At 64.5% G+C, this 19084-nt stretch carries 19 protein-coding genes and 4 tRNA genes; 21 read left to right on the plus strand and 2 right to left on the minus strand.

The window, feature by feature from the left end; translation table 11 throughout:
• Positions 1 to 543, minus strand: a complete 543-nt coding sequence (locus tag ABL840_RS04225) for an Rrf2 family transcriptional regulator (RefSeq protein WP_093204221.1) — start codon at positions 541 to 543, stop codon at positions 1 to 3.
• A gap of 235 nt (positions 544 to 778) precedes the next feature.
• Between ABL840_RS04225 and ABL840_RS04230 the strand changes: the two genes are divergently transcribed.
• Complete coding sequence (locus ABL840_RS04230; protein ID WP_093301751.1) at positions 779 to 1480, plus strand: phosphoglycolate phosphatase; 702 nt, start codon at positions 779 to 781, stop codon at positions 1478 to 1480.
• 9 nt (positions 1481 to 1489) lie between these two features.
• Here ABL840_RS04230 and ABL840_RS04235 read toward each other — a convergent pair whose 3' ends face one another.
• A complete protein-coding gene (locus ABL840_RS04235; protein WP_093209027.1) occupies positions 1490 to 2068 on the minus strand; it encodes a chalcone isomerase family protein in 579 nt (192 codons plus the stop codon).
• A gap of 373 nt (positions 2069 to 2441) precedes the next feature.
• Between ABL840_RS04235 and trpE the strand changes: the two genes are divergently transcribed.
• From trpE to rpoB, 20 genes are all read left to right on the plus strand, one after another.
• Positions 2442 to 3944, plus strand: a complete 1503-nt coding sequence (gene trpE / locus ABL840_RS04240; protein WP_093301753.1) for an anthranilate synthase component I — start codon at positions 2442 to 2444, stop codon at positions 3942 to 3944.
• Positions 3941 to 4333, plus strand: a complete 393-nt coding sequence (locus ABL840_RS04245) for a GxxExxY protein (RefSeq protein WP_093301754.1) — start codon at positions 3941 to 3943, stop codon at positions 4331 to 4333. The genes trpE and ABL840_RS04245 overlap by 4 nt, the downstream gene beginning before the upstream one ends.
• Positions 4330 to 4914 (plus strand): aminodeoxychorismate/anthranilate synthase component II, encoded by a 585-nt coding sequence (locus ABL840_RS04250; RefSeq protein WP_093301756.1) that lies wholly within the window; start codon positions 4330 to 4332, stop codon positions 4912 to 4914. Before ABL840_RS04245 ends, ABL840_RS04250 begins: the two co-directional genes overlap by 4 nt.
• Positions 4915 to 4920: 6 nt before the next feature.
• Positions 4921 to 5979: a low-specificity L-threonine aldolase gene (gene ltaE / locus ABL840_RS04255; RefSeq protein ID WP_093301757.1), complete on the plus strand. Its 1059-nt coding sequence runs from the start codon at positions 4921 to 4923 to the stop codon at positions 5977 to 5979.
• Between the two features lie 16 nt (positions 5980 to 5995).
• A complete protein-coding gene (locus tag ABL840_RS04260; protein WP_093301759.1) occupies positions 5996 to 6661 on the plus strand; it encodes a LysE family translocator in 666 nt (221 codons plus the stop codon).
• 38 nt (positions 6662 to 6699) lie between these two features.
• Positions 6700 to 7722: an anthranilate phosphoribosyltransferase gene (trpD, locus tag ABL840_RS04265; protein ID WP_093209002.1), complete on the plus strand. Its 1023-nt coding sequence runs from the start codon at positions 6700 to 6702 to the stop codon at positions 7720 to 7722.
• A gap of 29 nt (positions 7723 to 7751) precedes the next feature.
• The gene (gene trpC / locus ABL840_RS04270; protein ID WP_093209004.1) at positions 7752 to 8552 is read left to right on the plus strand and encodes an indole-3-glycerol phosphate synthase TrpC; all 801 of its coding nucleotides are present in this window, start codon (positions 7752 to 7754) and stop codon (positions 8550 to 8552) included.
• Positions 8549 to 9256, plus strand: a complete 708-nt coding sequence (locus ABL840_RS04275) for a uracil-DNA glycosylase (protein WP_093209007.1) — start codon at positions 8549 to 8551, stop codon at positions 9254 to 9256. The genes trpC and ABL840_RS04275 overlap by 4 nt, the downstream gene beginning before the upstream one ends.
• A 109-nt stretch (positions 9257 to 9365) precedes the next feature.
• Positions 9366 to 9451: transfer RNA gene (locus ABL840_RS04280), tRNA-Tyr, on the plus strand.
• Positions 9452 to 9515: 64 nt separating this feature from the next.
• A tRNA-Gly gene (locus tag ABL840_RS04285) sits at positions 9516 to 9589 on the plus strand.
• A gap of 41 nt (positions 9590 to 9630) precedes the next feature.
• Positions 9631 to 9705 (plus strand) — tRNA-Thr (locus tag ABL840_RS04290).
• Between the two features lie 73 nt (positions 9706 to 9778).
• Positions 9779 to 10972 (plus strand): elongation factor Tu, encoded by a 1194-nt coding sequence (gene tuf, locus ABL840_RS04295; RefSeq protein ID WP_093210122.1) that lies wholly within the window; start codon positions 9779 to 9781, stop codon positions 10970 to 10972.
• Positions 10973 to 10993: 21 nt separating this feature from the next.
• Positions 10994 to 11069, plus strand: a tRNA-Trp gene (locus ABL840_RS04300).
• Positions 11070 to 11171: 102 nt separating this feature from the next.
• Positions 11172 to 11555 carry a preprotein translocase subunit SecE gene (secE, locus tag ABL840_RS04305; protein WP_019658339.1) on the plus strand — a complete coding sequence of 128 codons (384 nt, stop codon included), beginning with the start codon at positions 11172 to 11174 and terminating at the stop codon, positions 11553 to 11555.
• Positions 11556 to 12167 (plus strand): transcription termination/antitermination protein NusG, encoded by a 612-nt coding sequence (nusG, locus tag ABL840_RS04310; protein WP_093206992.1) that lies wholly within the window; start codon positions 11556 to 11558, stop codon positions 12165 to 12167. It abuts the gene before it with no gap.
• Between the two features lie 137 nt (positions 12168 to 12304).
• Positions 12305 to 12736, plus strand: a complete 432-nt coding sequence (gene rplK / locus ABL840_RS04315) for a 50S ribosomal protein L11 (protein WP_093206996.1) — start codon at positions 12305 to 12307, stop codon at positions 12734 to 12736.
• A complete protein-coding gene (gene rplA / locus ABL840_RS04320; RefSeq protein ID WP_093206999.1) occupies positions 12737 to 13435 on the plus strand; it encodes a 50S ribosomal protein L1 in 699 nt (232 codons plus the stop codon).
• A 254-nt stretch (positions 13436 to 13689) separates the two neighbouring features.
• Complete coding sequence (rplJ, locus tag ABL840_RS04325) at positions 13690 to 14223, plus strand: 50S ribosomal protein L10 (RefSeq protein ID WP_019658335.1); 534 nt, start codon at positions 13690 to 13692, stop codon at positions 14221 to 14223.
• 45 nt (positions 14224 to 14268) lie between these two features.
• On the plus strand, positions 14269 to 14646 hold the full coding sequence (gene rplL / locus ABL840_RS04330; RefSeq protein ID WP_093207002.1) for a 50S ribosomal protein L7/L12: 378 nt from the start codon (positions 14269 to 14271) through the stop codon (positions 14644 to 14646).
• Positions 14647 to 14940: 294 nt separating this feature from the next.
• Positions 14941 to 19065 (plus strand): DNA-directed RNA polymerase subunit beta, encoded by a 4125-nt coding sequence (gene rpoB / locus ABL840_RS04335; RefSeq protein ID WP_093207004.1) that lies wholly within the window; start codon positions 14941 to 14943, stop codon positions 19063 to 19065.
• Positions 19066 to 19084: the final 19 nt, after the last annotated feature.

Raw genomic sequence — 19084 nt, forward strand, 5'->3', positions numbered from 1 at the left:
TCAGCGCTTGGCGAAGACGCCGTTCCACGCGAACACCGAGTTGGGTGCGTTCACGCGCAACGGCAGCGCCGCGGGGCTCGGCTGGGTTTCTCTCCGCTTCGGCGCCGGTTCGTGCTCGACGCGCACGCCCTTGGCCAGTTGGTCTTCGACCAGGCTCTGCAGCGTGACGGAGCCCAGGAATTCCATGACGTGGTGCTTGGCCGAGGCCCACAGCGCTTCCGTCGAATAGCAGCCCTTGCTGCCGGGCTCGTTCTTGCCGGAGGAGGTTTCGGTGTCGGTCAGCGGCTGGCCGTCGACCGAGGCGAGGATGTCCGCCACCGTGATTTCGGACGCCCTGCGCGTCAGCGTGTAGCCGCCGCCCGGTCCGCGTGTTGCCTTGATCAGTGCGTGCTGGCGCAGCTTGCTGAACAGCAGTTCGAGCGATGAGCGGGCAATGTGTTGGCGCTTGCTGATCGACGCCAGTGGCACGGGGCCGTCCTGTTCGCGCATCGCGACATCGATCATGGCCGTCAAGGCGAAGCCGCCCTTCGTCGTGAGACGCATGGAGTGTTCCTCGTTGTTGGGTTTTTGCAAACGATGGGGCATAGGTGTGCAAAAGGCCCCGAAAAGTTTCCGAGGCATGACAACGACGGTCTTTGAAACAGTTTGCAAAAGTGCCGGGCTCGCGGGCACTCGCCCGGCATCGGGCGGCTGGCGGCGGTTTTCCGGCGCTCTGTAAAGTGTCGGGCGACTCTTCGCATATTTCGCAATTTCGCTCCAACTCCGCTTCCTGCCTGCCTTGAACTCCATTTCTCTCGACCGCACCCGCTTCGATGCCGCCATCGTCGACCTCGACGGCACCATGGTCGACACGCTGGGCGACTTCGCCGCCTCGCTCAACCGCATGCTCGACGATCTCTCGCTGCCGCACGTGGCGCCCGCCGCCATCGAGACGATGGTGGGCAAGGGCTCCGAGCACCTGATCCATTCCGCGCTCGTGCACGTGATGGCGTCGCCTGATGCAGATGCGAAGGCGCGCGCGCTGTTCGAGCGTGCGTGGGAGCGCTACCAGCACCACTACCTCGCGGTCAACGGACGGCATTCGGAGGTGTACCCGGGCGTGATCGACGGGTTGAAGGCGCTGCGTGCGCAGGGCCTGCGGCTGGCCTGCCTCACCAACAAGCCGACCTCGTTCGCCAAGCCGCTGCTGGCCGACAAGGGGCTGGACGGTTTCTTCGAGCTGGTGTTCGGCGGCGATGCGTTCGAGCGAAAGAAGCCCGATCCGCTGCCGCTGCTGAAGACATGCGAGGCGATGGGCACGACGCCTGCGCGCACGCTGATGATCGGCGACTCGAGCAACGATGCGCGCGCGGCTCGCGCGGCGGGCTGCCCTGTCGTGCTGGTGAGCTATGGCTACAACCACGGCGAGCCGGTGCGTGGCGTGGATGCCGACGGCTTCGTCGATTCGCTGGCCGAGCTTGTGCCGGCCGCCGGGCGGTAGCCGCTTCGGCTACTGCTTGCCGAGCAGCGCGTCCTTCAGCTTCCAGTCGGCCGGGTTGGGGCCGAGCCAGATGCGCAGCAGCGCATTGAAGAAGGCCTGCTCCTTGATCGGGTCGGGCTGCGGCACGCCGCGCACCGTGATGAGCGTGCCGGTGCCGGGCAGCCAGTCGATGGTGAAGGTGTCGCCGGTCTTCAGCTGCTTCTGGTCGGCGAACATCTGGCCCATGCGCAGCAGGCCCGGGATGAGGTTGACCATCTCGCTCTTGGGCGAGTTGTCTTCCACGCCCTTGGTGAAGAGCTTGCCGAGCTCGTTCGCGTCGATGTCGCGCAGCATGGTGATGGCCACGCGCTTGGGGCCGGGCGCGGACAGAGCTTCTTCGGGAGTCGACACCTTCTTGCCCACGTACAGGCCGGCCGTGTAGACCTTGAAGATGGCCTTGTAGCGGATGCCCGCGCCATTGAGCACGAGGGGCGTGCCGCGCAGGTCCATCTGGTCTTCGAGCTTGACTCCGCCCACGTCGACCTGCGCGGCCGAGGCGCCGAGGCTGGCGGTTGCGAGGCAGGCAGCCAGGGCGAGGCGAGAGAACATGGTCGTGAACGGAAGGGCGGTCAACGCTGTCTCCTTGGAATTTTGCGAACGGTCGTTCGAATGTATCTTTTTGTTCTACTCCTTCGGCCTCGGGGGAACCCTGAAAGCCGAGCCGAACGAGATCGTTTGCGCGCCCCGGCGTTTTCGTGGGCTAAACTCCGCGACTCATATGTTCGTTCATCACATCATTCAAACAGGTGAAGGCAGCCGGGGAGCCTGGCCCTGGCGTAGCCATACTTCGCTGACTGTTTGATTGCGCGGCGCACGCCGTGCGCCCGCGGTTCCGGACCGGCATGCACGCCGACACCGGGCCACCCGTGAATGACCTTGCCGCCGGCCGAAGGAGCGCCGCAGGCAACTGGAGAACGTATCCGTGATCACCGAACTTGAATTCAAGAGCCTCAGCGCCCAGGGCTACAACCGTATTCCGCTGATGGCCGAGGCCTTTGCAGACCTCGAGACGCCTCTTTCCCTCTATCTCAAGCTGGCCCACTCGCAGGGCGGCGGCAAGCACAGCTTCCTGCTCGAATCGGTGGTGGGCGGCGAGCGCTTCGGGCGCTACAGCTTCATCGGACTGCCGGCGCGCACGCTGCTTCGTGCCATCGGCTTCGGCGCCGAAGCCGTCACCGAGGTGGTGACCGACGGACAGGTGGTCGAGACCGTCAAGGGCAATCCGCTCGACTTCGTCGCCGAGTATCAAAAGCGGTTCAAGGTGGCGCTGCGGCCGGGCCTGCCGCGCTTCTGCGGCGGCCTTGCGGGCTACTTCGGCTACGACACCGTGCGTCACATCGAGCGCAAGCTCGAGAAGACCTGCCCGCCCGACGCGCTGGGCTGCCCCGACATCCTGCTGCTGCAGTGCGAGGAACTGGCCGTCATCGACAACCTGTCGGGCAAGCTGTACCTCATCGTCTATGCCGATCCGAAGCAGCCCGAGGCCTATGCGACTGGCAAGCGCCGCCTGCGCGAGCTGAAGGAAAAGCTCAAGTACTCGGTGAGCGCGCCCGTCGTGAAGCCCACGCAGCCGCATCCGCCCGAGCGCAGCTTCGCCAAGGCCGACTACCTTGCGGCGGTGGAGCGCGCCAAGGAAATGATCGCTGCCGGCGACTTCATGCAGGTGCAGGTGGGCCAGCGCATCAGCAAGCGCTACACGGAGTCGCCGCTGTCTCTGTACCGCGCGCTGCGTTCGCTGAACCCGTCGCCCTACATGTACTACTACAACCTCGGCGACTTCCACGTGGTGGGTGCTTCGCCCGAGATCCTGGTGCGCCAGGAGAACACGGGCGAGGGCGAGCAGAAGATCACCATCCGCCCACTGGCCGGCACGCGCCCGCGCGGCGCGTCGCTGGAGCTCGACAAGGCCGCCGAAGTCGAACTCATCAACGACCCGAAGGAGCGCGCCGAGCACGTGATGCTGATCGACCTCGCGCGCAACGACATCGGCCGCATCGCCAAGACCGGCACCGTGAAGGTGACCGAGGCCTTCGCGGTGGAGCGCTACAGCCACGTGATGCACATCGTGAGCAATGTCGAGGGCACGCTGCAGGACGGCATGACCGCCATCGACGTGCTGAAGGCCACTTTCCCGGCCGGCACGCTGACCGGCGCGCCGAAGGTGCATGCGATGGAGCTCATCGACGAGCTCGAGCCCACCAAGCGCGGCCTGTACGGCGGCGCATGCGGCTACATCAGCTACGCGGGCGACATGGACGTGGCCATCGCGATCCGCACCGGCATCGTGAAGGACCAGATGCTGCACGTGCAGGCCGCAGCCGGCGTGGTGGCCGACTCGGTGCCCGAGCTGGAGTGGAAGGAAACCGAGGCCAAGGCGCGTGCGCTGCTGCGCGCGGCCGAGCTGGTCGAGGAGGGGCTGGAATGAGCGCTGCGCCTGATACCCAGAGCGACTTCTCGCACGAGATCATCGGTGCTGCCGTCGAGGTGCAGCGCGTGCTTGGCACGGGGCTCGATGAAGCGACCTACGCAGCGGCGCTGGCCATCGAGCTCGCCGAGCGCGAGATCGGCTTCGCGCGCGACGTGGCGCTGTCGGCCAGCTACAAGGGCCGTTCGCTCGGCGAGGTGTACCGCGCGGGCTTCGTGGTCGAGCAGTCGGTCATCGTCGAACTCAGGGCGGTCGACGTGCTGACCGACCTCCATCGCGCGCAGGTGCTGGCCGCGCTGCGTCTCTCGGGCCTCAAGCTGGGCCTCCTGATCAACTTCAACGTGTTCCCCGTCGTCAAGGGCGTGCACCGGATTGTGAGCAAGCCATGAAACTGCTGATGATCGACAACTACGATTCGTTCACCTACAACATCGTCCAGTACTTCGGCGAGCTGGGTGCGGACGTGCAGGTGCATCGCAACGACGAGATCACCGTGGAGCAGATCGGCGAGCTGATCGCCTCGGGCGTGACGCGGCTGGTGGTGTCGCCGGGGCCGTGCTCGCCGGCTGAGGCGGGTGTCTCGGTGGCTGCCATCGAGGCCTTTGCGGGCAAGCTGCCGATCCTGGGCGTGTGCCTCGGCCACCAGGCCATCGGTGCTGCGTTCGGCGGCAAGATCGTGCGCGCGCAGCAGCTCATGCACGGCAAGACCAGCGAGATCACGACCACGCAGGAAGGCGTGTTCGCGGGCCTGCCCCAGAGGTTCGTCGTCAACCGCTACCACTCGCTTTCCATCGAGCGCGAGAGCTGCCCGAAGGCCCTGACTGTCACCGCCTGGACCGACGACGGCGAGATCATGGGTGTGCGGCACACCGGATTCGCGCACGACGTGCGCATCGAAGGCGTGCAGTTCCATCCCGAATCGATCCTCACCGAGCACGGCCACGCCATGCTGAAAAACTTTCTGGACTAGCCCACCATGACAGACCGTACATCTCTCGTCGACCTGCGCAGCGACACCGTCACGCAACCCACGCCCGCGATGCGCGAGGCCATGATGGCGGCGCCTCTGGGCGACGACGTCTTCGGCACCGACCCGAGCGTGAATGCGCTGCAGGAAAAGATCGCGGCCATGCTGGGCTTCGAGGCGGCGCTGTTCGTGCCCACCGGCACGCAGAGCAACCTGTGCGCGATCCTGTCGCATTGCGGGCGCGGCGACGAGTACATCGTCGGCCAGCAGGCGCATTGCTATCGCTGGGAAGGCGGCGGCGCGGCGGTGTTCGGCAGCGTGCAGCCGCAGCCGCTCGACCATGCGCCCGACGGCACGCTGCCGCTCGCTCAGATCGAGGCGGCCATCAAGCCCGACGACGCGCACTTCGCACGCACGCGGTTGCTGGCGCTGGAAAACACGCTGGGCGGCAAGCTGCTGTCCTTCGAGTACGTGCAGGCCGCGACCGAGCTTGCGAGGAGCAAGGGGCTGCAGCGTCACCTGGACGGCGCGCGGCTCTTCAATGCCGCGACGGCGCAGGCGGCGCTGAACAAGCGCAGCGACATCCGTGCGGAAGCCCGCCGCATCGCGCAGTGCTTCGACAGCGTGTCGGTGTGCTTCAGCAAGGGGCTGGGCGCGCCGGTCGGCTCGGCGCTGGTCGGCTCTCGCGAATTCATTGCCCGTGCGCACCGCATCCGCAAGATGGCGGGCGGCGGCATGCGGCAGGCGGGTCTGCTGGCAGCAGCGGCGTCGCATGCGCTCGACCACCACGTCGACCGCCTTGCCGACGACCACGCGCTGGCGCAGCGCCTGGCGCAGGGGCTCGAAGGCATCGAGGGGCTGAAGGTGGAAGCGCCGCACACGAACATCGTGTTCGTCGATCTCGCAGGGGCTGCCCAGTCGCGCTCCTCGGAGCTGCTGGCGAGCCTCAATGCGCAAGGCATCCTCGCGACGGGGCTCTACCGGCTGCGTTTCGTGACGCACCTCGATGTCGATGCCGCCGGCGTCGACCGGGCCATTGCAGCGATCAGAGCATTCTTCAAATCCTGACAACCACGAGAGCGCGATGCCCGATCTTCCCCATCTGCTCGCATTCATCGCCGCCGGCTGGCTGCTGAATCTCACCCCGGGGCCCGACGTGCTCTACGTCGTGACGAACTCGCTGCGCTCGGGCGTGCGCGCCGGCATCGTGGCCGGGCTGGGAATCACGGCCGGCTGTTTCGTCCACATCTTTGCGGCTGCCGTCGGCGTGGGCACGCTGATGGCGACTTCAGCGATGGCCTTCACGGTGCTCAAGTACATCGGCGCGGCCTACCTGCTCTACCTGGGCGTGCGCATGCTGATGTCGAAAGCGGCGCCGCCCGCCGACCTCGATGCGGCCGCCGCGGCGGTGAGCGGGGAGCGCAGCCTCAAGGCGATCTTCCTGGGCGGCTTCTGGACCAACGTGCTCAACCCGAAGGTGGCGTTGTTCTTCCTGGCCTTCGTGCCGCAATTCATCGCGCCGGGCACCGACAACAAGGCGCTGGCCTTCGTGCTGCTGGGCGTGCTGTTCAACGTCAACGCCATTCCCGTCAACGTGGGATGGGCCCTGGCGGCGGGCTGGATGGCGCGCCGCAGCGCGGTGCAGAAAGGCATGCACTGGCTCGACCGCGTCGCCGGCGTGCTGTTCATCGGCTTCGGCCTCAAGCTCGCGTTCACCGATGCGCCCGCCGCCGTTCGCGTCGGCCGCTGAACGAACGACTCACTGATTCACCTCCGAGGAGACTTTCCATGATCACCCCCCAGGAAGCGCTGCAGCGCACCATCGAGCACCGCGAAGTCTTCCACGACGAGATGCTGCACATCGTGCGCCTCATCATGAGCGGCGAGTGCTCGCCCGTGATGATGGCCGCGCTGATCACCGGCCTGCGAGTGAAGAAGGAGACCATCGGCGAAATCACCGCGGCCGCGCAGGTGATGCGCGAGGTGTCGACCAAGGTGCCGGTGAAGGACACGACGAACCTCGTGGACATCGTGGGCACCGGCGGCGACGGCTCGCACACCTTCAACATCTCGACATGTTCGATGTTCGTGGCCGCCGCGGCGGGGGCCAAGGTGAGCAAGCACGGCGGGCGCAGCGTGTCGAGCAAGTCGGGCAGCGCCGACGTGCTGGAGTCGCTGGGCGTGAACATCAACCTCAAGCCCGAGCAGATCGCGCGCTCCATCGAGGAGTGCGGCATCGGCTTCATGTTCGCGCCGAACCACCATCCGGCGATGAAGAACGTCGCACCGGTTCGCAAGGAACTCGGCATCAAGACCATCTTCAACATCCTCGGGCCGCTGACCAACCCGGCCGGCGCGCCGAACATCCTGATGGGCGTGTTCCATCCCGACCTGGTGGGCATCCAGGTGCGGGCGCTGCAGCGGCTCGGTGCCGAGCATGCGGTGGTGGTCTACGGGCGCGACGGCATGGACGAAATCTCGCTCGGCGCCGCCACCATGGTGGGCGAGCTGAAGGACGGCGAGATCCGCGAGTACGAGCTGCATCCCGAGGACTTCGGCTTCCAGATGTCCAGCAATCGCGCGCTGCGCGTGGAGACGCCCGAGCAGTCGAAGGCAATGCTGCTGGGCGTGCTCGACAATCAGGCCGGCCCCGCGCTCGACATCGTGCTGTTGAATGCCGGCGCGGCGCTCTATGCGGCGAACGTGGTCGATTCGGTGCAGGCCGGCGTGGAGCGCTCGCGCGCCGCCATCGCTTCCGGCGCGGCGAAAGCCAAGCTGGCCGAGCTGGTCAAGGCGTCCGCGGCCGTCTGAGCTTCAAGAGAACAGGAACCCCAGAAGTCATGTCCGACATCCTCGACAAGATCGTTGCCGTCAAGCACCAGGAAGTGGCCGCGGCCCTGAAGCGCACGCCGCTCGAGGCCGTGCGCTTCGATGCGGAGAGCCGCGTGCTGACGCGCGACTTCGAAGGCGCGCTGCGCGCCAAGATCGCGGCAGGCCACGCCGCAGTCATCGCCGAAGTCAAGAAGGCCAGCCCGAGCAAGGGCGTGCTGCGCGCGGACTTCATTCCGGCCGACATCGCCCAGAGCTACGCGGAGGGCGATGGCGAGATCAGCGCGGCCTGCCTTTCGGTGCTGACCGACAAGCAGTTCTTCCAGGGGGGCGTGGACTATCTGAAGCAGGCCCGCGCCTCGTGCGACCTGCCGGTGCTGCGCAAGGACTTCATCGTCGACGCGTACCAGGTGTACGAGTCGCGCGCGATGGGCGCCGATGCGATCCTGCTGATTGCCGCCTGCCTCGACGACGCGCAGATGAAGGACTACGAAGCCATCGCGCGCGGGCTGGGCATGGCGGTGCTGGTGGAGGTGCACGACGCGGCCGAACTCGATCGCGCGCTCAGGCTGAAGACGGCGTTGATCGGGGTCAACAACCGCAATCTGCGCAATTTCGAGGTGTCGATCCAGGCGACCATCGATCTGCTGCCGAAGCTGCCAGCCGACCGCCTGCCGGTGACCGAGTCGGGCATCGGTACGCGAGAGGATGTCGCCACGCTGCGTGCGGCCGGGGTCAATGCATTCCTGGTCGGCGAGGCCTTCATGCGCGCCAAGGAGCCCGGCGAGGCCCTCGCCGCGCTGTTCAAATGAGCCGGCCCGATCAGCTGTCGAGCAGCGATCCTGCCGACTGGCCGGTGGCGGCGGGCTGGCAGCCGCTGGTCGACGAGTTCTTCGGCGGCGCCGTGGGGCAGAAGCTGTTGGGTTTCCTGCGCGAGCGGCTCGACGCGGGCGCCGTGATCTTTCCGCCGCAGCCGCTGAGGGCGCTGGAGCTCACGCCGCCTGAGGATGTGCGCGTGGTGATCCTGGGTCAGGACCCGTATCACGGGCGCGGCCAGGCCGAGGGGCTCGCGTTTTCCGTGGCGCCCGGCGTGGCGCTGCCGCCGTCGCTGCGGAACATCTTCAAGGAGCTCCAGCGCGATCTGGGGACGGCGCCGCCGCCGTTTCCGAACCCGGGTGGAAGCTTGGTGAAGTGGGCCACGCATGGCGTGCTGCTGCTCAACACCTGCCTGACGGTCGAAGAAGCGCAGCCGGCCAGCCATTCCGGGCGTGGCTGGGAGGTGCTGACGGACGCCGTCATCCGGCATGTTTCGAGCGGTGCCAAACCTGTTGTTTTTATGCTGTGGGGCTCGCACGCGCAAAGTAAGCGGGCGTTGATCGACGTTAAGCGCCATAAGGTGCTGATGTCGAATCATCCGTCGCCTCTTTCGGCCCAGCGGCCGCCCGTGCCGTTCATCGGCTGCGGTCATTTCGGCGAAGCGCGCGCCTGGCGGGAGGCGCAGCGGTCGGCGGGGTGAAAACTTAGGCGATAATCGTGGGCTAACGCCTCGAGCAGTTCTCCAGCATCTTCGTTGATGCATGGATTTCTGAGTAGTCACAAAACCGTGCTATATTTCGAGGTTCGCCGGAGAGGTGGCCGAGTGGTTAATGGCAGCAGACTGTAAATCTGCCCTCTTACGAGTACGCTGGTTCGAATCCAGCCCTCTCCACCAGCGATGAATTTGGTTTCTAAGAGCGATTGGATTTCGCGCTTTGGGTGCCTTGAGTGCCCCCGATGCGGGAGTAGTTCAATGGTAGAACCCCAGCCTTCCAAGCTGATGACGCGGGTTCGATTCCCGTCTCCCGCTCCAGAGACCCGGTTCGGCGCCGGAAAAGCGATTGGTTAGACAAAGCCCTTTTGGCTCAGTGGTAGAGCACTCCCTTGGTAAGGGAGAGGTCGCGGGTCCGATTCCCGCAAAGGGCACCAGTTTTTGGGGGTTGCAAAAGCAGCACTGCAACCCATCTGCATACGTTGGAAACGTTTTTTTCGGAGTCGAAAAATGGCAAAAGGTAAATTCACCCGCACCAAGCCGCACGTGAACGTGGGCACGATCGGTCACGTCGACCACGGCAAGACCACGCTGACGGCTGCGATCGCGACCGTGCTGTCGTCGAAGTTCGGCGGCGAAGCCAAGGCCTACGACCAGATCGACGCTGCGCCTGAAGAAAAGGCCCGCGGCATCACGATCAACACCGCGCACGTCGAATACGAAACGGCCAACCGCCACTACGCACACGTCGACTGCCCCGGCCACGCCGACTACGTGAAGAACATGATCACCGGCGCTGCCCAGATGGACGGCGCCATCCTGGTGTGCTCGGCCGCCGACGGCCCGATGCCCCAGACCCGTGAGCACATCCTGCTGGCTCGCCAGGTGGGCGTGGGCTACATCATCGTGTTCCTGAACAAGTGCGACATGGTCGACGACAAGGAGCTGCTCGAACTGGTCGAAATGGAAGTCCGCGAACTCCTCGACAAGTACGAATTCCCCGGCGACGACACCCCCATCATCCACGGCTCGGCCAAGCTGGCCCTGGAAGGCGACAAGGGCGAACTCGGCGAAGGCTCGATCATGAAGCTGGCCGAAGCCCTGGACACGTACATCCCGACGCCCGAGCGCGCCGTGGACGGCACGTTCCTGATGCCCGTGGAAGACGTGTTCTCGATCTCGGGTCGCGGCACGGTGGTGACCGGCGCCGTCGAGCGCGGCGTGATCAAGGTCGGTGAAGAAATCGAAATCGTGGGCATCCGCCCGACGGTCAAGACCACCTGCACCGGCGTGGAAATGTTCCGCAAGCTGCTGGACCAGGGTCAAGCCGGCGACAACGTGGGCGTGCTGCTGCGCGGCACGAAGCGCGAAGAAGTCGAGCGCGGCCAGGTGCTGTGCAAGCCCGGCTCGATCAAGCCGCACACGCACTTCACCGCCGAGGTGTACGTTCTGTCGAAGGACGAAGGCGGCCGTCACACGCCGTTCTTCAACAACTACCGTCCGCAGTTCTACTTCCGCACGACGGACGTGACCGGCGCGATCGAGCTGCCCAAGGACAAGGAAATGGTCATGCCCGGCGACAACGTGTCGATCACGGTCAAGCTGATCGCTCCGATCGCCATGGAAGAAGGTCTGCGCTTCGCTATCCGCGAAGGCGGCCGTACCGTGGGTTCGGGTGTCGTGGCGAAGATCCTCGACCTGTAAGCCGAGCGCGAAGAGTACCGGAGGGGTATAGCTCAATTGGCAGAGCGTCGGTCTCCAAAACCGAAGGTTGTAGGTTCGATTCCTACTGCCCCTGCCACTTAGGTGGCACTCCGAAAAGCCCGTCGCGTCCCGACGGGCTTCGGCGTCTCAAGAGACGCATTGAATTGAAGGCCTTCGGGTCACAGGAAATCAGCCGAACATGGCCACTTCTCAAATCGAAACCGTGAGCACCGGCGCCGACAAGGCCAAACTGGCCGCGGCGGTGGTGTTGGCAGTGGGCGCCATTGTGGCGTTCTATCTGCTGGCGCGTCAGGGCTCGCTGGTGCAATGGGCTGCGCTGCTGGTCGGCCTGGCTGCGGCGGTGGCTGCGTTCGGCAGTTCGGAGAATGGCCGCCAACTGTGGGCGTTCGGTCGTGATTCGTGGCGCGAGGTCAGGAAGGTCGTCTGGCCGACCCGCAAGGAAGCGATGCAGATGACGGCTTATGTGTTCGCCTTCGTGGCGATCATGTCCGTCTTCCTCTGGCTCACCGACAAGACGCTCGAATGGGTGTTTTTCGACCTCATTCTGGGCTGGAGAAAATAAATGATCGACGACGCAGTTGAAACCACGCCGAGCGCGCCGGAGGAAGAAAACACCTCCGTGCTGGCTCCTGCCGCCAATCCTGACCTGCGTTGGTACGTGGTGCATGCCTATTCGGGCATGGAAAAGGCCGTCGAGCGCAACATCACCGAGCGCATCAACCGCGCCGGCATGCAGGACAAGTTCGGCCGCATCCTGGTTCCGACCGAAGAAGTGGTCGAGATCAAGAACGGCCAGAAGCGCACCACCGAGCGTCGTTTCTTCCCCGGCTATGTGCTGGTCGAGATGATCATGGACGACGAAAGCTGGCACCTGGTGAAGCACACCAACAAGGTGACGGGCTTCGTGGGCGGCGCCAAGAACCGTCCGGCCCCGATCTCGCAGAAAGAGGTCGAGGACATCGTCAGCCAGATGCAGCAGGGCACCGAGAAGCCGCGCCACAAGATCGAATTCACCGTCGGCGAATTCGTGCGCGTCAAGGAAGGTCCGTTCACCGACTTCAACGGCACCGTCGAGGAAGTCAACTACGAGAAGAGCAAGGTCAGCGTGTCGGTCATGATCTTCGGCCGCGCGACGCCTGTGGAACTCGAATTCAGCCAGGTCGAAAAGACCTGAGCCCCGGACCGAGAGGTCCGAGCCACTCCCGGCTGCGCGTTGTCCGACTCGGCGCGCGGCTTTGATCGAAGAGTCGTTTAACCCCGGGGAGCCTCGGCCGCAAGCCAAGGCGATATCACCCGCAAGGAGCAAAAAGCATGGCGAAGAAAATCGTCGGCTTCATCAAGCTGCAAGTGCCAGCTGGTAAGGCCAACCCGTCCCCGCCGATCGGTCCCGCACTCGGTCAGCGCGGTCTGAACATCATGGAATTCTGCAAGGCGTTCAACGCCCAGACGCAGAGCTACGAGCCGGGTCTGGCGCTGCCGGTGGTCATCACCGCGTTCGCCGACAAGAGCTTCACCTTCATCATCAAGTCGCCGCCGGCCGGCGTCCTGATCAAGAAGGCCATCAAGCTCGAGAAGGGTTCTGCACGTCCGCACACCGACAAGGTCGGCAAGATCACGCGTGCACAGCTCGAAGAGATCGCAAAGACCAAGATGAAGGACCTGACCGCTGCCGACATGGATGCCGCAGTTCGCACCATCGCTGGTACGGCCCGTTCGATGGGCGTGAATGTGGAGGGCGTGTAAATGTCCAAGATCACCAAGAAGCAGAAGTCGCTCGAAGGCAAGGTCGACAGCACCAAGCTGTACCCGCTGGCTGACGCGATCAACATCGTCAAGGAAGCCGCTACCGCCAAGTTCGACGAATCGATCGACGTGGCCGTGCAGCTCGGCATCGATGCGAAGAAGTCGGACCAGGTCGTGCGTGGCGCCGTCGTGCTGCCCAACGGCACCGGCAAGACCAAGCGCGTCGCCGTGTTCGCCCAGGGCGCCAAGGCTGAGGAAGCCAAGGCTGCCGGTGCCGACATCGTCGGCATGGACGACCTGGCTGCCATGGTCAAGGCTGGCGACATGCCTTTCGACGTCGTGATCGCTGCCCCTGACGCGATGCGCGTCGTCGGTACGCTCGGTCAGATCCTCGGCCCCCGCGGCCTGATGCCGAACCCGAAGGTCGGCACCGTGACCCCGGACGTCGCCACGGCCGTGAAGAACGCCAAGGCCGGCCAGGTTCAGTTCCGCGTCGACAAGGCCGGCATCGTGCACGGCACGATCGGCCGTCGCTCGTTCGACAACGACAAGCTGCAAGGCAACCTCGCCGCGCTGATCGACGCTCTGGTCAAGGCCAAGCCCGCGACCAGCAAGGGCGTGTACCTGCGCAAGGTGGCTGTGTCGTCGACCATGGGTCTGGGTGTCCGCGTGGACACGCAAACCATCTCGGCGAGCTAAAGAGATTTGCTCCACCTCGCAAGGGTGGGGCGGATGTGGTGGGTCGCGGCGGCTTCGGTTGCCGCGGGCCATCCAAGACCGCTGGTGTGCAGGGTGCTGCACTTAAACGCCGGACCTCCCTGTCCGGTATCCAGCGCAGATGGCGACCCCACTGCAAGGAATCAAGGAAGTCGATTTTTTGTTCCTGACAGTTGGTCGCTGCATGAAGCGCGATCCCAGGCTCCGGCCGAAGATCGCATTTAAAGGAGTAGACCTTGAGTCTGAATCGCAGTGAGAAAGAAGCGGTCATCAATGACGTGACCAGCCTCGCCGCAAAAGCTCAAACGCTCGTGATGGCGGAATACCGTGGCATCACGGTGGCCGATATGACCAAACTGCGCAACGAAGCGCGCAGCAAGGGTGTGAGCCTGAGTGTTCTGAAGAACACCCTGGCCCGCCGTGCTGTCGCTGGTAGCCCGTTTGAAGTCGTCGGCGACCAGATGACCGGTCCGCTGATCTATGGCTTCTCCGAAGACGCTGTGGCCGCCGCCAAGGTGGTGGCCGATTTCGCGAAGACCAACGACAAGTTGGTCATTCGCGGTGGCGCTTTCGGTGGCAAGGCCCTGGACGTCGAGGGCGTGAAGCAACTGGCCAACATCCCTTCGAAGGAAGTGCTGCTGGCGCAACTGCTGGGCTTGATGCAATCCCCGATCTCTCGTACCGCCCGCGTGCTCGCGGCGCTGGCCGAGAAGCGCGGTGGTGGCGAAGCTGCACCCGCCGATGCCCCGGCAGAAGCACAGGCAGCCTGAGCTGTCTGCGTTTGAAACATTCAACCCAATTGTTAGGAAACAAAAATGGCATTCGATAAAGACGCATTTCTGACCGCGCTCGACAGCATGACGGTCCTGGAACTCAACGACCTGGTCAAGGCCATCGAAGAGAAGTTCGGCGTGAGCGCCGCTGCAATGGCCGCTCCGGCTGCTGGTGGTGGCGGTGCCGCTGCTGCTGCAGTCGAAGAGAAGACCGAATTCAACGTCGTGCTGGTCGATGCCGGCGCGAACAAGGTTTCGGCGATCAAGGCAGTGCGCGAAATCACCGGCCTGGGCCTCAAGGAAGCCAAGGACCTGGTGGAAGCCGCTCCCAAGGCTGTCAAGGAAGGCCTGTCGAAGGCTGACGCTGAAGCCGCCAAGAAGAAGCTGGAAGACGCCGGCGCCAAGGTGGAACTGAAGTAATTCAGACCCCCTGGAGGGCTGGAGGTGCCTGCAAAGGCCCTCCAGCCTTTGCCGCTTTCAGAGCGCACTCAAAAGCCGGCTCGTTGCCGGCTTTCCCGGAGACCCGAAGGGCTCCGGAAAAGCCAGAGCGAGATGTTTTTTGAGTGTCTTCTGACCCCGACTGCAGAAGACCCCTTGGTTCGGGCGATGTGCAACGCATCGCTGTCCGCCAACGGCTGGTAGTGGCCAGCCGCCAAGCAGTGGTGCCCAGGCACTGCTGACAAGTCGCTGAAGATCTCAAGCACCGGAGCTCTCATGGCCCAATCGTCCGCGTACAGTTACACCGAACGCAAGCGCATCCGAAAAAGTTTCGGCAATCGCGACAGCGTCGTCGAAATCCCCTACCTGCTGCAGATGCAGAAAGACGCGTACACCGCGTTCCTGCAAGCCGGCATCCCGCCGAAACAACGTACCGTCGAAGGCCTGCAGGCCGCGTTCGACGCCGCCTTCCCGATCGTCTCGCACAACGGTTTCGTCGAGATGAAGTTCCTCGAGTACAACCTGGCGAAGCCGGCGTTCGACGTGCGCGAATGCCAGACCCGCGGCCTGACCTTCGCGTCGGCCGTGCGCGCCAAGGTGCAGCTCATCATCTATGACCGCGAGTCGTCGACCTCGCAGTCGAAGGTGGTCAAGGAAGTGAAGGAACAAGAGGTCTACATGGGCGAAGTGCCGCTCATGACGGACAAGGGTTCGTTCATCATCAACGGTACCGAGCGCGTGATCGTGTCGCAGCTGCACCGCTCGCCTGGCGTGTTCTTCGAGCACGACAAGGGCAAGACGCACAGCTCGGGCAAGCTGCTGTTCTCGGCCCGCGTGATTCCCTACCGCGGCTCGTGGCTCGACTTCGAGTTCGACCCGAAGGACATGCTGTACTTCCGCGTGGACCGTCGCCGCAAGATGCCGGTCACGATCCTGCTGAAGGCCATCGGCCTGAACCCGGAATCGATCCTCGCGAACTTCTTCGTGAACGACAACTTCCGCCTGATGGACAGCGGCGCGCAGATGGAGTTCGTCTCCGAGCGCCTGCGCGGCGAAGTCGCGCGCTTCGACATCACCGACAAGTCGGGCAAGGTCGTGGTCGCCAAGGACAAGCGCGTCACCGCGCGCCACACGCGTGAGCTCGAGCAGGGCGGCACCACGCACATCAGCGTGCCGGAAGACTTCCTGATCGGTCGCGTGATCGCCCGCAACATCGTCGACGCCGACTCCGGCGAGATCCTGGCCAAGGCCAACGACGAGCTGACCGAAGCGCTGCTGAAGAAGCTGCGCACGGCCGGCGTGCAGGACGTGCAGGTCATCTACACGAACGAACTCGACCAGGGCGCGTACATCTCGCAGACCCTGCGCATCGACGAAACCGTGGACGAGTTCGCCGCGCGCGTGGCCATCTACCGCATGATGCGCCCCGGCGAGCCGCCGACGGAAGACGCCGTGCAGGCCCTGTTCCAGCGCCTGTTCTACAACCCGGACACGTACGACCTGTCGCGCGTCGGCCGCATGAAGTTCAACGCCAAGGTCGGCCGCGACGAATCGACCGGCCCGATGGTGCTGACCAACGAGGACATCCTGGCCGTGGTCAAGATCCTCGTTGACCTGCGCAACGGCAACGGCGAAGTCGACGACATCGACCACCTGGGCAACCGCCGCGTGCGTTGCGTCGGCGAACTGGCCGAGAACCAGTACCGCACCGGCCTGGCACGTATCGAGAAGGCCGTGAAGGAGCGTCTGGGCCAGGCGGAGCAAGAGCCGCTGATGCCGCACGACCTGATCAACAGCAAGCCGATCTCGGCCGCGCTGAAGGAATTCTTCGGTGCCTCGCAGCTGTCGCAGTTCATGGACCAGACGAACCCGCTGTCCGAAATCACCCACAAGCGCCGCGTGTCGGCCCTTGGCCCGGGCGGTCTGACGCGCGAACGTGCAGGCTTCGAAGTGCGCGACGTGCACGTGACCCACTACGGCCGCGTGTGCCCGATCGAAACGCCTGAAGGCCCGAACATCGGTCTGATCAACTCGCTGGCCCTGTACGCCCGCCTGAACGAATACGGCTTCATCGAGACGCCGTACCGTCGCGTGGTGGACAGCAAGGTCACGAACGAGATCGACTACCTGTCGGCCATCGAAGAAGGCAAGTACGTCATCGCCCAGGCCAACGCGGCCCTGGACAAGGACGGCGTGCTGACCGGCGACCTGGTCTCAGCGCGTGAAGCCGGCGAATCGATCCTGGTCGGCGCCGAACGCATCCAGTACATGGACGTGTCGCCCGCGCAGATCGTGTCGGTGGCCGCATCGCTCGTGCCGTTCCTCGAGCACGACGACGCGAACCGCGCGCTGATGGGCGCCAACATGCAGCGTCAGGCCGTGCCCGTGCTGCGTCCCGAGAAGCCGATGGTCGGTACCGGTATCGAGCGCGTTTCCGCGGTCGACTCGGGCACCGTGGTCACGGCCACCCGCGGCGGTATCGTCGACTACGTCGATGCGACCCGTGTCGTGGTGCGCGTGAACGACGCCGAAGCGGCTGCCGGTGAAGTCGGTGTGGACATCTACAACCTGATCAAGTATCAGCGTTCGAACCAGAACACCAACATCCACCAGCGTCCGATCGTCAAGCGCGGCGACAAGATCGCCAAGGGCGACGTGGTGGCCGACGGCGCATCGACCGACCTCGGCGAACTGGCTCTCGGCCAGAACATGCTGATCGCGTTCATGCCCTGGAACGGCTACAACTTCGAAGACTCGATCCTGATCTCGGAACGCGTCGTCGCCGAAGACCGCTACACCTCGATCCACATCGAGGAACTGGTGGTGATGGCCCGCGACACGAAGCTGGGCGCCGAAGAAATCACGCGCGACATTCCGAACCTGGCCGAGCAGCAGCTCAACCGCCTCGACGAGTCCGGCATCATCTATGTCGGCGCCGAAGTGCAGCCGGGCGACACGCTGGTGGGCAAGGTCACGCCGAAGGGCGAGACCACGCTGACGCCTGAAGAGAAGCTGCTTCGCGCCATCTTCGGCGAGAAGGCTTCCGACGTGAAGGACACCTCGCTGCGCGTGGACCAGGGCTCGCAAGGCACCGTGATCGACGTGCAGGTGTTCACCCGCGAAGGCATCCAGCGCGACAAGCGCGCCCAGCAGATCATCGACGACGAGCTGAAGCGCTTCCGCCTCGACCTGAACGACCAGCTTCGCATCGTCGAAGCCGACGCGTTCGACCGTATCGAGAAGCTGCTGACCGGCAAGGTCGCCAACGGCGGTCCGAACAAGCTGGCCAAGGGCACCAAGCTCGACAAGGCCTACCTGTCGTCGGTCGAGAAGTTCCACTGGTTCGACATCCGCCCGGCGGAAGACGAAGTGGCAACGCAGCTCGAGTCGATCAAGAACTCGCTGGAGCAGACGCGCCACAGCTTCGACCTCGCGTTCGAAGAAAAGCGCAAGAAGCTCACGCAGGGCGACGAGCTGCCCGCCGGCGTGCTCAAGATGGTCAAGGTGTACCTGGCCGTCAAGCGCCGCCTGCAGCCCGGCGACAAGATGGCCGGCCGCCACGGCAACAAGGGTGTGGTGTCGAAGATCGTTCCGGTCGAAGACATGCCCCACATGGCCGACGGCACGCCGTGCGACATCTGCCTGAACCCGCTGGGCGTGCCCTCGCGGATGAACGTGGGCCAGGTTCTCGAAGTGCATCTGGGCTGGGCCGGCAAGGGCGTGGGCCAGCGCATCGGTGACCTGCTGCAGCAGGAGGCCAAGGTGGCCGAGCTGCGCAAGTTCATGGAGCAGCTGTACAACGGTTCGGGCCGCAAGGAAGACATCGCCTCGCTGAGCGACACCGAACTGCTCGAGATGGCGGGCAACCTGCAGAACGGCGCGACCTTCGCGACGCCGGTGTTCGACGGTGCCTCGGAAGAGGAAATCCGCGGCATGCTGAAGCTGGCCTACCCGGACGACATCGCCAAGGCCAAGGGCCTGACCGACAGCCGCACGCAGGCCTACCTGTTCGACGGCCGCACCGGCGACCAGTTCGAGCGTCCCGTCACCGTCGGCTACATGCACTTCCTGAAGCTGCATCACCTGGTGGACGACAAGATGCACGCCCGCTCGACCGGCCCGTACTCGCTGGTCACGCAGCAGCCTCTGGGCGGCAAGGCGCAGTTCGGCGGCCAGCGTTTCGGGGAAATGGAAGTGTGGGCGCTCGAAGCCTACGGCGCTTCCTACGTCCTGCAGGAAATGCTGACCGTGAAGTCCGACGACGTGCAAGGCCGCACCAAGGTGTACGAAAGCATCGTCAAGGGCGAGCACTCGATCGAAGCCGGCATGCCGGAATCGTTCAACGTGCTGGTCAAGGAAATCCGTTCGCTGGGTCTCGACATCGAGCTCGAGCGTTCCTAATTTGAAAAGGGAAAGAGTC

The sequence above is a fragment of the Variovorax sp. NFACC27 genome, assembly GCF_048301545.1.
Lineage (GTDB): Bacteria > Pseudomonadota > Gammaproteobacteria > Burkholderiales > Burkholderiaceae_C > Variovorax > Variovorax gossypii.